Source organism: Nocardiopsis ganjiahuensis DSM 45031 (genome assembly GCF_000341085.1).
Taxonomy (GTDB): Bacteria; Actinomycetota; Actinomycetes; order Streptosporangiales; family Streptosporangiaceae; genus Nocardiopsis; species Nocardiopsis ganjiahuensis.
On sequence record NZ_ANBA01000012.1, the window covers coordinates 24,230 to 38,685 of the forward strand.

12 protein-coding genes, 1 tRNA gene and 1 other RNA gene are annotated in these 14,456 nt (G+C 72.0%); 8 read left to right on the forward strand and 6 right to left on the reverse strand.

Going from position 1 to position 14,456, the window contains the following annotated elements:
* Positions 1–20 precede the first annotated feature (20 nt).
* Together D458_RS0117315 and D458_RS0117320 are read left to right on the forward strand one after the other, a co-directional pair.
* Entirely contained in the window at positions 21–1,133 is a 1,113-nt protein-coding gene (locus D458_RS0117315; RefSeq protein WP_017588017.1) for an alkene reductase, read from the forward strand.
* 137 nt (positions 1,134–1,270) lie between these two features.
* Positions 1,271–2,464 (forward strand): methyltransferase domain-containing protein, encoded by a 1,194-nt coding sequence (locus tag D458_RS0117320; protein ID WP_017588018.1) that lies wholly within the window; start codon positions 1,271–1,273, stop codon positions 2,462–2,464.
* Between the two features lie 161 nt (positions 2,465–2,625).
* On the opposite strand, the gene D458_RS0117325 is transcribed toward D458_RS0117320, so the two are convergent.
* Complete coding sequence (locus D458_RS0117325) at positions 2,626–2,823, reverse strand: DUF6243 family protein (protein WP_017588019.1); 198 nt, start codon at positions 2,821–2,823, stop codon at positions 2,626–2,628.
* Positions 2,824–2,944: 121 nt separating this feature from the next.
* Here D458_RS0117325 and D458_RS0117330 point away from each other — a divergent pair, with 121 nt between their 5' ends.
* Positions 2,945–3,556: a TetR/AcrR family transcriptional regulator gene (locus D458_RS0117330; RefSeq protein WP_017588020.1), complete on the forward strand. Its 612-nt coding sequence runs from the start codon at positions 2,945–2,947 to the stop codon at positions 3,554–3,556.
* 49 nt (positions 3,557–3,605) lie between these two features.
* Here the strand turns inward: D458_RS0117330 and D458_RS0117335 are convergent, their stop codons facing one another.
* Together D458_RS0117335 and ffs are read right to left on the reverse strand one after the other, a co-directional pair.
* Positions 3,606–5,843 carry a DNA polymerase III subunit gamma and tau gene (locus tag D458_RS0117335; protein WP_017588021.1) on the reverse strand — a complete coding sequence of 746 codons (2,238 nt, stop codon included), beginning with the start codon at positions 5,841–5,843 and terminating at the stop codon, positions 3,606–3,608.
* A 117-nt stretch (positions 5,844–5,960) separates the two neighbouring features.
* Positions 5,961–6,056: signal recognition particle sRNA small type (gene ffs, locus D458_RS35100), an RNA gene on the reverse strand.
* A gap of 108 nt (positions 6,057–6,164) precedes the next feature.
* Between ffs and D458_RS0117340 the strand changes: the two genes are divergently transcribed.
* Together D458_RS0117340 and D458_RS0117345 are read left to right on the forward strand one after the other, a co-directional pair.
* Positions 6,165–6,252: transfer RNA gene (locus D458_RS0117340), tRNA-Ser, on the forward strand.
* Positions 6,253–6,572: 320 nt separating this feature from the next.
* The gene (locus tag D458_RS0117345; RefSeq protein WP_017588022.1) at positions 6,573–7,256 is read left to right on the forward strand and encodes a hypothetical protein; all 684 of its coding nucleotides are present in this window, start codon (positions 6,573–6,575) and stop codon (positions 7,254–7,256) included.
* A 77-nt stretch (positions 7,257–7,333) separates the two neighbouring features.
* Here the strand turns inward: D458_RS0117345 and D458_RS0117350 are convergent, their stop codons facing one another.
* Both D458_RS0117350 and D458_RS0117355 read right to left on the reverse strand, forming a co-directional pair.
* Positions 7,334–7,657: a hypothetical protein gene (locus D458_RS0117350; RefSeq protein WP_017588023.1), complete on the reverse strand. Its 324-nt coding sequence runs from the start codon at positions 7,655–7,657 to the stop codon at positions 7,334–7,336.
* 50 nt (positions 7,658–7,707) lie between these two features.
* Positions 7,708–8,370 carry a DJ-1/PfpI family protein gene (locus tag D458_RS0117355; RefSeq protein ID WP_017588024.1) on the reverse strand — a complete coding sequence of 221 codons (663 nt, stop codon included), beginning with the start codon at positions 8,368–8,370 and terminating at the stop codon, positions 7,708–7,710.
* Positions 8,371–8,508: 138 nt separating this feature from the next.
* Between D458_RS0117355 and D458_RS0117360 the strand changes: the two genes are divergently transcribed.
* Positions 8,509–9,468, forward strand: a complete 960-nt coding sequence (locus tag D458_RS0117360) for a GlxA family transcriptional regulator (RefSeq protein WP_017588025.1) — start codon at positions 8,509–8,511, stop codon at positions 9,466–9,468.
* Positions 9,469–9,566: 98 nt separating this feature from the next.
* Here D458_RS0117360 and D458_RS0117365 read toward each other — a convergent pair whose 3' ends face one another.
* Positions 9,567–11,306: a pyruvate dehydrogenase gene (locus D458_RS0117365; protein WP_017588026.1), complete on the reverse strand. Its 1,740-nt coding sequence runs from the start codon at positions 11,304–11,306 to the stop codon at positions 9,567–9,569.
* A gap of 230 nt (positions 11,307–11,536) precedes the next feature.
* Here D458_RS0117365 and D458_RS0117370 point away from each other — a divergent pair, with 230 nt between their 5' ends.
* Both D458_RS0117370 and D458_RS0117375 read left to right on the forward strand, forming a co-directional pair.
* Complete coding sequence (locus D458_RS0117370) at positions 11,537–12,313, forward strand: SGNH/GDSL hydrolase family protein (protein WP_017588027.1); 777 nt, start codon at positions 11,537–11,539, stop codon at positions 12,311–12,313.
* A 115-nt stretch (positions 12,314–12,428) separates the two neighbouring features.
* A complete protein-coding gene (locus D458_RS0117375) occupies positions 12,429–14,444 on the forward strand; it encodes an NADPH-dependent 2,4-dienoyl-CoA reductase (protein ID WP_017588028.1) in 2,016 nt (671 codons plus the stop codon).
* Positions 14,445–14,456 lie beyond the last annotated feature (12 nt).

Sequence of the window (14,456 nt, forward strand, 5' to 3'; positions counted from 1 at the left end):
GCAGATTCTACGCTCACACCATGAACACATCAACGAAGCGTACGGACCCCCTGCTCGACACCTACCGCCTCGGCGCGCTGCACCTGCCCAACCGTGTCGTCATGGCCCCGATGACGCGGCTGCGCGCCGACCTGGACGGGGTCCCCGGCGACCTCATGGCCACCTACTACGCCCAGCGCGCCGGTGCGGGGCTGATCGTCTCCGAGGGGATCGCGCCCAGCGTGGCCGGACAGCAGTTCCTGACCGAACCGGGTCTGTACTCGACCGCGCAGGTCGAGGGGTGGCGACGGGTGACCGACGCCGTGCACGAGGCCGGCGGACGGATCTTCGCGCAGCTCATGCACACCGGTCGCAGCGGGCACCCCGCCAACCGCCCCGACGGCGGGACCCCCGTGGCGCCCTCCGTCGTGCCGCGGACCGAACCGGTGCACACCCTGGACGGCAAGGTCGCCCCGGTCGCACCACGCGCCCTGACCCTCCGGGAGATCGCCGAGACCGTGGCCGACTACGCGGCCTCCGCCCGCGCGGCGCTGCGGGCCGGGTTCGACGGGGTCGAGATCCACGGGGCCAACGGATACCTGCCGCACCAGTTCCTCGCCGACAACACCAACCTGCGCACGGACGCCTACGGCGGCGGGACCACCGGCCGGGTCCGGTTCCCCGTCGAGGTCACCGCGGCGGTCGCGGACGCCGTCGGGGCCGACCGGGTGGGGCTGCGCCTCTCCCCCGGCAACCGCCAGTTCGAGATGGCGGAGCACGACCCGGCCCCGGTCTACCGGGAGCTGTTGCGTCAGATCGCACCGCTCGGCCTCGCCTACCTGCACGTCACCGAAGACCCCGTGCACCCCGCGCTGGCCGATGCCCGCCGGGACTGGCCGGGCACGCTGGTCGGCAACACCGGGGAACACGAGGAGACCACCCCGGAGAGCGCCGCCGCCCTGGTCGCCGGAGGACGCGCCGACCTCGTGTCCGTGGGCCGGCCCTACATCGCCAACCCGGACGTGGTCGAACGGCTGGCGGCCGGGGTGCCCTGGGCCGCGATCCGGGAGAAGGACTTCCACTACACGTCCGGAGCCCGCGGCTACGTGGACTACCCCCGACACAACGAGGACTTGGTGGCACCGTTGACCTGATTTCACCAGCCAAAAGAGCGAAGAGTAGCGCAAAAATCACTGTCGGTTGAAAGGATGGCCCTCGGGGTCCGCCGGTCACTCAGGTGTCCTCGGGCACCATCCTTGAACAGCGAGAACAACAGGGGACTGAGGACGTGTTGACCGCCAGAGAGCGCAACTCGGCTCTGATCGAGGCGATAATCGCGGACGGCACACTGACCGACGCCGCACTCGTCGAGGCCTTCCGCTCGGTGCCCCGCCACCTGTTCATACCGGAGACCGGAGCGCTGACCGCGAACGGCAGCTCCTTGAACGCCGCGGGCAACCCCGACCGCTGGCTGGCCGCCGTCTACACGGACAACGCCATCGTCACCCGGGTCGAGGGGCCCGAGGTGCCGAGACAGCGCCAGCCGGGTCGGAGCGTGTCCACCTCGTGCAGCTCCGCGCCGACCGTGCTCGCCCGGATGCTGGAACTGGCCGACCTCGCCAACGGGCAGCGGGTCCTGGAGGTGGGCACCGGAACGGGGTGGAACACCGCGCTGCTCGCCCACCGCCTCGGGGACGCGGCCGTCACCTCGGTGGAGATCGACGAGCCCCTGCTGTACGCGGCCCGGGGGTCGCTCCGGGAGGCGGGGCTCTCCCCCGCCACCCACCTGACCGACGGCCACAGCGGGTATCCGGAGGCGGCGCCCTTCGACCGGATCATCAGTGCGTGCGGAGTGCGCCGGGTCCCCGGGGCCTGGCTCGACCAGCTCACCGCAGGCGGGCTCGTGGTGTGCCCGTGGGGGATGCTGGAGAGCGCGGGGGTGCTCATGCGGCTCGAACTGGGGCCCGCGGGTACGGAAAGCGTCTCGGGTGCGGGGCCGAAGGCGGGCCCGGGGCGCACGGCGCTGGGCCGGTTCCACGGCGGTGTGGGGTTCGTCCCGCTGCGCACACCCGGCTCGGCCCTGCCCCCGGTGCGGGACGCCGGACAGCAGCCGGACGAGTACCGGCTCACCCAGGTCGACCCCGTCGCGCCGATGCTGACCTTCGCCTCGGCCTTCGCGGTGTCGGTCATGGTCCCGGACTGGCGCATGCGGCGGCGGTGGATCGGCACGGGTTCGGGGATGTGGTTGTGCGACCGGCGGGGGGACTCGTGGGTGCGGATCTACCCCTACGGCACCTCGTGGATGATCGAGCAGGGCGGACCCAGGAGTATCTGGGACGAGGTCGAGGCGGCCCTGGTGGAGTGGTCCTCCCTGGGCGAACCCGACCCGGACCGGTTCGGCCTGGTGGTGGAGTCCGACGGGGCACAGCGGGTGTGGCTGGACTCACCGGACGGGCGCTCCTGGCCGGTCGGTTCCCCGGTCTGAACCACGACGGGGTCCGGGGAGGGGCGGGTCGTGCGAACGAGGTCCTGCCGGCGGGGGCGTGCGTCCCGGCCTAGAGGACTCAGGGGCCCAGGATTCTCACGAGGACCCCGGAGACGCCGACGGCCCCCGACCGTTCTCCGGTGGGGGCCGCCGCCGCGCGCTCACTTCTGTCCTTCGGTGTCCTTGGTCTCCTCGGTGGAGTGTTTCTCCCGAAGCTTGCGCAGGAGCTCCTGCTTGCGCTCACGCGCCTCGTCGCTGGGGCCGCCCTGGGCCCCGCCCGGTCCGCCCCGCATCGCGGAACGGGAGACGGTGGTGCGCTGGCCACCCATCCCGAGGAGGTTGTCGCTGTTCTTGGACATGGTCCTGTGTCCTCTCGTGATCACATTAACGAGACGGAGCGTCTCGTTTTAATGGTCGCCCCTGATGGTACCGGTGTCAAGACGATACGTCTCGTCATTTTTCAGCAGCTACCGTGGAGACATGGCCGACAACACCGCTGAACAGACCAGACGGGCCCCGGACCCCCGCCGTCGCAGCCAACGCGCGCGCAACGCCATCATCGACGCCGCCGCCGAACTGCTGGGTGAGGTCGGTTACTCGAAACTCACCATGGAGGCCATCGCCGCCCGTGCCAGGGTCGGCAAGCAGACCATCTACCGCTGGTGGCCCTCCAAGGCCGCCGTGGTCTTCGAGGTCTTCACCCGGCTGACCGGAGCCGAGGCCGGGGCCCCGCTGCCCGACACCGGCGACCTGGCCGCCGACCTCAAGACCGTGTTCCGCGCCACCGCCGACGAGTTCACCGACCCGGCGACGGACCGGACCACCCGGGCCTTCACCGCGGAGGTCCAGCACGACGAGGAGTTCGCCCGGGCCGTCACCGAGCGGCTCGTCCGGCCCAACGCCGAGGCGGTCAAGGACCGGATGCGCGCCGGCCGGGACGCCGGACAGCTCGCACCGGACGCCGACCTCGACCTCGCCGTGGAGATGCTCAACGGCCCGATCAACCACCGGTGGCTGCTGCGCACCGGACCGCTGACCCACGAGTACGTGGACCGCCTCGTGGACACCGTCCTGCGGGGATTGCGCCCCTGAGTGCCCGGCCCCTGGCCCCGGACTCCGGGATCCAGGGTCCGGGAGCCGGTCAGGCCCCGGGTGCGGATCCGTGCTCGATCTCCTCAAGGAGCTTGCCCCCGAGCTCGGTCTCGATCAGCGCCGCGCCGCCCGTTGCGCGCGGACCCGACCCCCGGCCGGGACCGCCGGAGCCGTTGACGGCCTGACCGCCCTGGGGCGGGTTGCTCGAGGACGGGCTGTTCGAGGCCGTGGCTCCGGCCGCCGGGACACCGGCCGCCGGCGCGCTCTGCTCGACGGCCTTCGGTACCGGTCCGCGCTGGGTCGGGCGGCCGAAACCACCGTCGTCCGGCGGCGGGGCGGCGGCTCCGTCCTCGTACGGGTCGGGCGGCGGCTCCTGGAGCCCGGTGACGATCCGGTCCGGCGGCGGACCCTCGGGCTGGGCGGGAGCCGAGGACCGCGCGGTCTCCGGCGCGGGTTCGGGTGCGCCGGGCCGGGGCTGTTCCGCCCGCTGGGCGGGGGCAGGGGTGTCCCAACCCGCGGGCTCGGCCGGGCGGGGAGCGGGTTCGGCACGGCGCTGGGGCGCCGGGGCCGACGCGGCGGCGCTGCCGCTGGCGGGGGCCACCCGGACCTCGAGTCCGAGAACCTGCTGGATGGCCCCGGCGACGACCTGGTCGCTGCCGCTGTTGCTGAAGCCCTTGGCCTCGTTGGGTTTGTTGAAGCCCAGCAGCACGCTGTTGCCCTCGATCCCGACCGGCTGGACGTCGCCGCCGGTCAGGACCATCCAGGTGAACCGGCGGCGGCCCTTGACCGCCTCCAGAATCTGCTGCCAGGCGCCCTGGACACGGCCCAGGTCGAGCCCGCCGCCACCGGCGGAGGGCGCGGCCGCACGCGGCGCGGGTTCGGGTGCGCTGCGCGCGGGGGCGTCCCAGCCCGCGGGCTCACCGGCGGCCGGCGGCACCGGGCGGGGAGCGGGTTCGGGTGCGCTGGGCCTCGTGGGTGCCTGCGGCGCGGGTGCGGGTGCGGGCGCCGGAGCGGGGGCCGCCTGAGGTGCGGGCGCGGGCGCGGGTGCCGGAGCGGCGGGCGCCTGGGGCGCCGGTGCGGGCGCGGACGCCTGGGGCGCCGGTGCGGCCGGGGCCACGGCCCCCGAGGCCAGACGGCGCTCCAACTGCTCCAGGCGGGCCAGCAGCGCGGGACCCTGGTCGCCGCCGGTGGCGGGCAGCAGGATGCGCGAGCACATGAGCTCCAGGAGCAGCCGGGGCGCGGTCGCTCCGCGCATCTCGGTCAGCCCCTGGTTGAGGACCTCGGCGGCCCTGGAGAGCTCGGCCGGGCCCAGCCGGGCGGCCTGGTCCTTCATCTGCTCCACGGACTCCGGGGAGACGTTCACCAGTCCCTTGTCCAGGGCGTCCGGAACGGCGGAGAGCACCACGAGGTCGCGGAAGCGCTCCAGCAGGTCCGTGGTGAAGCGGCGCGGGTCGTGCCCGCCCTCGACCACCCGGTCGACCAGGCCGAACGCGGCGGCGCCGTCGCGGGCGCCCAGGGCGTCGACCATCTCGCCGAGCAGACTGGAGTCGGTGTAGCCGAGCAGGGAGACGGCGCCCTCACGGGTGATGCCGCCCTCGTCCGAACCGGCGATGAGCTGGTCCAGCACGGACAGGGTGTCACGGGCCGAGCCGGCGCCCGCGCGCACGACCAGGGGCAGCGCCGCGGGGTCGTAGGAGACCTCCTCCTGCTTGAGGAGGTCCTCCATGAGCTCCTTGAGGGTGCTCGGCGGGATGAGCCGGAAGGGGTAGTGGTGGGTCCGCGAACGGATCGTGCCGATGACCTTCTCGGGCTCGGTGGTGGCGAACACGAACTTCAGGTGCGGCGGGGGTTCCTCCACCAGCTTGAGGAGCGCGTTGAAACCCTCGCGGGTCACCATGTGCGCCTCATCGATGATGTAGATCTTGTAGCGCGAGTTGACCGGCGAGAAGAACGCGCGTTCGCGCAGGTCGCGGGCGTCGTCGACACCACCGTGGGAGGCGGCGTCGATCTCGATCACGTCGATGCTGCCGCCGCCGTCGGGAGCGAGCGCCACACAGGAGTCGCAGGTCCCGCACGGATCGGGGGTCGGGCCCTGCTCACAGTTGAGGGAGCGCGCCAGGATGCGCGCGCTGGTCGTCTTGCCGCAACCGCGCGGTCCGCTGAAGAGATAGGCGTGGTTGATTCTTCCGCTGCGCAACGCCTGGCGCAGCGGGTCGGTCACGTGTTCCTGACCGCGCACCTCACCGAACGTCGCGGGACGGTACTTGCGGTACAGCGCGATGCTCACGGTGTGATCACTCCCCTGGTCCCTGCCTCGGTCCCATTCAACCCGTTGGCGGTGACAACTCGCACCGAGTCCGGGAAACCGGGAGGGGGCGGCTGGGGCGAGGTACCCCCAGAAACAAGAAAGGACCCCCCGCGCACCCGCCAGAGCCCACTTATCCTTGCTGCCTTCCGGCCCTGGGGAGGTTCATAGGGTGACGCCGCACGAGGGGTCTGTCCCCGAGTGTATCCGAACCGGAGACCCCCGCAACCCGACGCGGGCACCCCTCACGGGCCGGTCGGAACCCGTTCGAACCACTCCCCGAAAGCCTGTAGAGTGATCCACGGAGGATTCGCCTAGTGGCCTAGGGCGCACGCTTGGAAAGCGTGTTGGTGGCAACGCCTCAGGGGTTCGAATCCCCTATCCTCCGCCACAGCCCACCAGGGCAGACGGAAGGCCCCGACCGCACAGCGGTCGGGGCCTTCGTCGTTCCCGGGAGCCCGTGTCGCGGCTCCGGCGAGGCGACACGCTCCGGCGAGGAAGCCACCCGATGGCACACAGGAGTCCCCCACTCGCTCAGCGGCGCACGAGCACACCCCGCACGTCTGAGCACACGCTCTCAGCGGTCCCGGCATACGCGTGTGGCGCTGCGGCCCACAGCAGGGGAGCCGAATCCCCGAAACGTCCGTCAGACCTCCGATGAGTCCAGATCCCGAGACCGGCACGGTCCCGGTGCGGCGGTGAGGGAGAAGCATGCGGTACGAGACGGCCACGACGTTCACGGTGGGTCCCGGGTCCAGGACCTACTGGGAGGAGATGAAGCGCCCCGGCAAGATTGTGCTCCTGGTCCTCGCGCTCGTAGGTCTGGCGGTCGAGTTCGCCGTCGGCTGGTACTCCTTCGAGCAGGACGACCCCGGGTCCGGTGTCGTCTTCGTGGTGGGCATCGGCGCCGTCACCGTCGTGACCTGTGTCATGTCCCTGGTCTTCAGCATCCTGTTCTTCCGCAACAGTCGCCTGGAGCTCACGCCGAGCGAGCTCGTCCACCGGAACTGGCGGGGGCGTACGCGGAGGCTGCCTCGGAACCGGATCGCCGAGGTCACCAAGGCGCTCTACCTGGTGGACAGCAGCGGGGTGAAGAACCAGAACGTCCTGACCGTCATCGCCGACACGGACGGTCGCACGATCAGCTTCGGCACCGGATTCTGGCCGGAGGAGGACTTGGCGGAGCTGTGGCGGCGACTCGGCACGCCCTGTGAGTCATGGCTGCACCCGGTCGTTCCGACGATGAAGGAGTTCCGCCGACGCCGCCCCCGGGTGCGGCTGCCCCTGTATCACGCGCACTTCACGGGGTTCACGATGGTGGTGGGTGCCGCGATCGCGATCCTGCTGATCGTGGTGACGATCGCGGTCGTCGCAGTCGGCTCAGCGACCGCTTGACCTCCCGCTGCGCCCGTCTCGAGGATCCGGCCGCCGTCCTGGACCGGCTGACCGGACCCGGAACGGCCGCGCTCGGTTCAGGAAGGTGAGGGCCCCTCCCCCGCAGACCTCCGGGCGACGACCTTGGAGGCGGGCAGGCGCCCCGCCTTCGAGGTGCCCGTCATCTCGTCGCCGTCGACGGTCAGAGCGAAGACCAGGTTGAGCCGCATGGGCTTGGTGACCGCCTGTCGCCAGGTGAGGCGGTCGCCGTCCAGGGTGAGGTCGACCAGCTCGTCCGGTTCCTCACCCTCGCTCCAGGCGACGCCGCTGAGGATCCCGTCCTCCTCGGTGATGCGCATCGTGGGGCGGATCCGCCCGATCGGCGTACTGATGGCCAGGTCCCAGGTTCCGGCAACGGACACTGCTGCTCCTCGCGGTGGTTCATGGTCGTTCACGGTGGTCCGGAGACGTCTCAGGCAACGGGCACGAGGCCCTCGGCCCGCCAGACCACACCGCGGCGCTCGTAGGCGAAGAGCTGTTCCACGGCGTGGGCGATCCGCGGACCCAGCTCACGTTCGAGCAGGTGGATACCGAGGTCCAGCCCCGAGGTGACCCCGGCCGCGGTGACCAGGTCACCGTCGTCCACGACCCTCGCGTCCACGACCGTCGTCCCGGTGGCCTCCAGCACGTCCAGGCCCATGTGGTGGGTGGTGGCCGTGCGCCCCTCGGTCAGCCCGGCCATCCCCATCAGCAGGGAACCGCCGCACACGGTCGCCACGAGCGTGTCCGGGCGGGCCATGGCCGCGCCGAGCAGCCCCGGCAGCTCAGTGGTGAGGCTCCGCGCCAGGATCGCCGGGATGGAGTCCGGATCGACCTCTCCGTCCCCGTCCCCCGGCACGGGCAGGCCCCCCACCGCGCCCGGCACGACGACCAGGTCGGCGTGTGCCGGGTCCAGCCGCGCGGTGGCCCGGAGCGGCACCCCGTTCCCGCTGGGCACCTCACGGGCGCCCTCCGCGGAGACCAGCTCCACCGTCAGAGCGCCGCCGCTGGCGGTCCCGCCCGCGTACAGGACCTCGAACGGCGCGATCACGTCCATCGGGTCGAACCCGTCGAACAGTACGACCTGGGCCAGCATCGTCTTCCCCCTCGTGTGTTCGGGTCCCCTCTTCCGGAGGCCGCAGCTCGAAGTTACGGAAGGCGCGAGGGCGGCGACAGGGGCTGGAAAGCCAGGGTCCGACGGATTCTGGCCAACCCGGCGGTTACGATCTGGCCCATGCACACAGTGGTGGTCACGGCCTTCGACGGTGTGGTCGGCTTCGACCTGACCACGCCCGTGGAGGTGTTCTCCCGCAGCCGCCTGCCCGGCGGCGCCCCCGCCTACCGGGTCCTGGTCTGCGCTCCCGAACCGGAGGTCGCCGCCGGACCGTTCCGCCTGCGCGCCGACCTCGGCCTGGAGGCGCTCTCGGAGGCGGACACCGTCGTCGTCCCGGGGTTGGAGGACCTCTCCGTCCCGCCTCCGGAGGAGCTGCTCGACGCCCTGCGCGCCGCCGCGGCCGAGGGGACCCGGATCGCCTCGATCTGCACGGGCGCGTTCGTACTCGCCGCCACGGGGTTGCTGGACGGGTTGCGCGCCACCACGCACTGGCGGGGCGCCGGGCTGCTGTCCGAACTCCACCCGTCGGTGACCGTGGACCCCGGCGTCCTCTACGTGGACAACGGGCAGTTCCTCACCTCGGCCGGGGCCGCGGCCGGGCTGGACCTGTGCCTGCACATGGTCCGCTCCGACCACGGTTCGGCGGTGGCCGCCGACACGGCACGGCTCTCGGTGATGCCGTTGGAGCGCGAGGGCGGACAGGCGCAGTTCATCGCGCACGAACCCCCTCCCGTGCCCGACGGCGCCGCCTGGGAGCCGCTGTTGGAGTGGCTGGAAGAGAACTCCGGGCGGGACCTCACCCTGGCCGACATCGCCGCACACGCCGGGGTGAGCACCCGGACCCTCAGCCGCCGCTTCCGCGAGCAGACCGGGACCACGCCGCTGCGCTGGCTGCACCGGGCCCGGGTCCGCCGCGCCCAGTACCTGCTGGAGTCCACCCGTCACCCGGTGGACCTCATCGCCGACCAGGCGGGGTTCGGTTCTCCCACCGCCTTTCGCGAACGCTTCCGCGCGGTGGTCGGCACCAGCCCGCAGGCCTACCGCCGCGCCTTCCAGGGCAACGGAACCGTCGGCGCCTAGAGGCCCGCAGGGACGGGGTTCCAGGGGTCCGGATCTGTCGACCTGGCGACTTGGGGACAGAGCGACCTGTGGACAGGTCGACAGGTCACCAGGCCTGCCTAGGGCCTCGGGATGTTGCGGAGGTTGGAGCGGGCGAGGTCGATCATCGAGCCCACGCCGCCGTGGAGCACCGTGCGGCCCGCGGACAGGGCGAAACCGGTGACCTGGTCGGCGGTGATCCGGGAGGGCACCGACAGCGCGTTGGGGTCGGTGACCACGTCCACCAGGACCGGCTCGTTCGCGGTGAGGGCCTCGTGCAGAGCTTCACGCACGTCCTGGGGCTCCTCCACCCGGATCGCCCGCATGCCCACGGCCTCGGCGACCTTCGCGTAGTCCACCGGGGCATGGTCGGTCTCGAAGGCGGGCATGCCGTCCACCATCATCTCCAGCCGGACCATGCCGAGCGAGGAGTTGTTGAACACCACCGTCGTGATGGGCAGGCCGTGCTGCCGCACGGTGATCAGCTCGCCGAGGAGCATGCTCAGGCCGCCGTCGCCGGACATGGACACGACCTTGCGGCCAGGGGCGGCGTAGGCGGCCCCGATGGCGTGCGGCAGGGCGTTGGCCATGGAGCCGTGGGTGAAGGAGCCGATCACGCGGCGGCGGCCGTTGGGGGTGATGTAGCGGGCGGCCCACACGTTGTTCATGCCGGTGTCGACGGTGAACACGGTGTCGTCCGGCGCCAGGGAGTCGAGGATGCTCGCCACGTACTCGGGGTGGATCGGGGTGTGGTGCTCGATGTTCTTCGTATAGGCGTCCACGGCCCTGGTCAGGGCGCGCTCGTGGCGCCTGAGCATGTCCCGGAGGAAGGTGTCGTCCTTCTTCCTCCGGACCGCGGGGCGCAGGGCGCGCAGGGTCGCGGCGACGTCCCCGTGGACGCCGAGCCGGATCGGGACGCGCCGGCCGAGGCGGCGCGGGTCGTGGTCGACCTGGACGACGTTGTGCTTGGGCAGGAACTCGTCGTAGGGGAAGTCGCAGCCGAGCAGCACGGTGAGGTCCGCGTCCTTGAGGGCCTCGTAGCAGGCGCCGTAGCCGAGGAGGCCGATCATGCCGACGTCGTACGGGTTGTCGTACTGGATCCACTCCTTGCCGCGCAGGGTGTGTCCGACCGGGGACCCGACCTGGCCGGCCAGGGCCATGACCTCCTCGTGCGCGTGGCGTACCCCGGCTCCGCAGAACAGGGCGACCGTGTCCGCCTCGTTGATCCTCCGGGCGAGTTCGCGGACGTCGTCCTCACTGGGCCAGGCGGTGGCCCGTCCGGCGGTCACCGGGGTGGTGTCGGCCGGGCCGACGGCCTTCCGCCCGGCGATGTCCCCGGGCAGGACGAGGACGGCCACGCCGGGGGTGCCCAGGGCGTGCTGGACGGCGATCCGGGCCAGGCGGGGCATCTGGTCGGGGCGGGAGACCAGCTCGCGGAACTCCGTGACGTCTCCGAAGAGCCGTTCGGGGTGGGTCTCCTGGAAGTAGCCGGTGCCGATCTGGGGTGAGGGGATGTGCGAGGCCAGCGCGAGCACGGGTGCTCCGCTGCGCTGGGCGTCGTACAGCCCCTGGACGAGGTGGGTGTTGCCGGGACCGCAGGATCCCGCGCAGACGGCGAGCTTCCCGTCGATCTGGGCCTGCGCCGCGGCGGCGAAGGCGGCGGTCTCCTCGTTGCGGACGTGGACCCACTCGATGCCGTCGGTGGTGCGGACGGCGTCCACCACCGGGTTGAGGCTGTCCCCCACCACCCCGTAGACGCGGGTGACCCCCGCGGCGAGCAGTGTTCGGACGAGTTGTTCGGCGACGGTGTTCCTGCTCATGACGGACCCTCCCGGGGCACTGCGCGGCCGGGGGCCGGGCTCGTCGCCCCCGGACCACGCTAGGAGCGGCCCGGCCGGTTGTGCCGGACCGCCACGCCCCGCGCCCTGCCGGACTCCGGACGGGACGGAACGGAGCCTGGCCGAGAGGTTGACCCGAACCTGGGTGGTGAACAAGGTTAATAGTCGTTTTTTTGAGTATTGTGCGTGGATACCCAGGAAAGGTGCGGGACATGAGGTTGGACGGGAATCTGCGCTACGTCGCGCTCGGGGACAGCCAGACCGAGGGGATCGGCGACGGCGACGAGGTGTCCGGCTACCGGGGGTGGGCGGACCGGTTCGCGGAGCACCTCGCCGCGACCGGGGCCAGGGTCGACTACGCCAACCTCGCGGTCCGCGGACGCCTGGCCCGGCAGGTCCACGAGGAGCAGCTCAAGGCCGCCCTGGAGCTGCGCCCGGACGTGGCGACGGTCTTCGCCGGGGTCAACGACCTCATCCGCCCCAGGTACGACGCGGACGAGGTGATCGACCACGTCGAGACGATGTTCGCCGAACTCACCGGGGTCGGTGCGCGGGTGGCCACGCTGACCTTCCCCGACATCGCGGAGATCGCCCCGCTGGCCAGGCCCCTCGTCCCGCGCGTGCTGGACTTCAACGAGCGGCTGCGCGAGGCGGCGGAGCGGCACGGGGTGGCGGTGGCCGACACCGCCGCGCACGCGGTCGCCACGGACCGGCGCCTGTGGCAGAGCGACCGGCTGCACTGCTCCTCCGAGGGGCACCGCCGGATCGCCGGGGCGGTGGCGCACGCGCTCGGCATCCCCGGCAGCGACGGGTCCTGGACGGACCCGCTGCCGCCGGTGCCCGCACCCGGTGCGTTCAGGTCCGCCGCGGAGGAGGTCCGGTGGCTGGGGTCGTTCCTCGGCCCCTGGGTGGTGCGCCGCGTCCGGGGCCGCTCCTCCGGTGACGGCCGCACCGCCAAGCGCCCCCTCCCCCTCCCCGTGGAGCTCTGAGCCCCCCGGAGCCCTGAGCCCTCCGGGGGCACTCTCGCCTCATTGTGCAACTTGTTGCATAATGAGGGGAGGCCGGCAGGACACCGGCCGGAGGCACCCCGCGCAAGGAGAGGTCATGAGCGAGTACCCCCACCTTCTGGAACCCCTGGACCTGGGCTTCACCACTCTGAAGAACCGCGTGATCATGGGCTCCATGCACGTCGGCCTGGAGGAGGCCCCGAACGGTTTCGAGAGGATGGCCGCCTTCTACGCGGAGCGCGCCCGCGGCGGGGTCGGCCTCATCGTCACCGGCGGCATCGCCCCCAACCCCGAGGGCGCCACCTTCACCGGAAGCGCCAAGCTCACCAACGACGAAGAGGTCGCCGAGCACCGGGTCATCACCGAGGCCGTGCACCGCGAGGGCGGCAGGATCGCCATGCAGATCCTGCACACCGGCCGCTACGCGTTCAGCGAGGAGTCCGTCTCCGCCAGCCCCCTCCAGGCGCCGATCAGCCCCTTCGTGCCGCACGAACTCACCGAGGAGGAGATCGAGCGCACCATCGAGGACTTCGTCCGCTGCGCCGAGCTCGCCCAGCGGGCCGGGTACGACGGCGTCGAGGTCATGGGCTCCGAGGGCTACCTCATCAACCAGTTCATCGCGCCCGCCACCAACAAGCGCCAGGACCGGTGGGGCGGCTCCTTCGACAACCGCGTCCGCCTCCCCCTGGAGATCGTCCGCCGCGTCCGCGAGCGCGTGGGCACCGACTTCATCCTCGTCTACCGCCTGTCCATGCTCGACCTCGTACCCGACGGCTCCACCTACGACGAGGTCGTCGAGCTCGGCAAGCGGATCGAGACCGCCGGCGCCGACATCATCAACACCGGCATCGGCTGGCACGAGGCCCGCGTCCCCACCATCGCCACCTCCGTTCCCCGCGGCGCCTACACCTGGATCACCCAGCGCCTCAAGAAGGAACTGACGGTCCCGCTGGTCGCGGTCAACCGCATCAACACCCCCGAGATCGCCGAGCGGATCATCGCCGAGGGCAAGGCCGACATGGTCTCCCTGGCCCGCCCGATGCTCGCCGACGCCGCCTTCGTCGCCAAGGCCGAGGCCGGCAGGGCGGAGGAGATCAACACCTGCATCGGCTGCAACCAGGCCTGCCTGGACCACACGTTCAGCCTCAAGATCACCTCCTGCCTGGTCAACCCGCGCGCCTGCCACGAGACCGAGCTGGTCCTGTCCCCCACCCGGACCCGCAAGAACGTGGCCGTGGTCGGCGCCGGACCCGCCGGTCTCGCCTTCTCCGTCTCCGCGGCCGAGGTCGGCCACAGCGTCACCCTCTTCGACTCCGCCTCCGAGATCGGCGGCCAGCTCAACATGGCCCGCCGCGTTCCCGGCAAGGAGGAGTTCGACGAGACCCTCCGCTACTTCCGGGTCCAGCTCGCCAAGCACGGCGTGGACGTCCGCCTGAACACCACGGCCACCCCCGCCGACCTCGACGGCTACGACGAGGTCGTCATCGCCACCGGCGTCACCCCGCGCACCCCTCCGATCCCGGGCGTGGACCACCCCAGCGTGGTCAGCTACGTGGACGTGCTGCGCGGCGGCGCCGAGGTCGGCGAGAAGGTCGCCGTCATCGGCGCGGGCGGCATCGGCTTCGACGTCGCCGAGTTCCTCACCGACGGCGGTGACGACGCCAGCCAGGACCCGGACACGTTCTTCCGCCTCTGGGGCGTGGACACCGACTACAAGGAGCGCGGCGGCCTGGGCGCCCCCGTGCGGCCCGCCCCGCCCCGCCGGGTCCACCTGCTCCAGCGCAAGACCAGCAAGGTCGGCAAGGGCCTGGGCAAGACCACCGGGTGGATCCACCGCCTGGAGCTGCGCCACCGCGGCGTGGAGATGGTCGCGGGCGCCGACTACCGCCGGATCGACGACGAGGGCCTGCACCTGACCGTGGACGGCGAGGAGCGCGTGCTCGACGTCGACACCGTCGTGGTGTGCGCCGGGCAGGACCCGCGCCGGGACCTGGCCGACGAGCTGACCGCCGCCGGACGCTCCGTGCACCTGATCGGCGGCGCCGACGTCGCCGCCGAGCTGGACGCCAAGCGCGCCATCAAGCAGGGCACCGAACTGGCCGCCGCCCTGTAAGCCCTCCGGTTC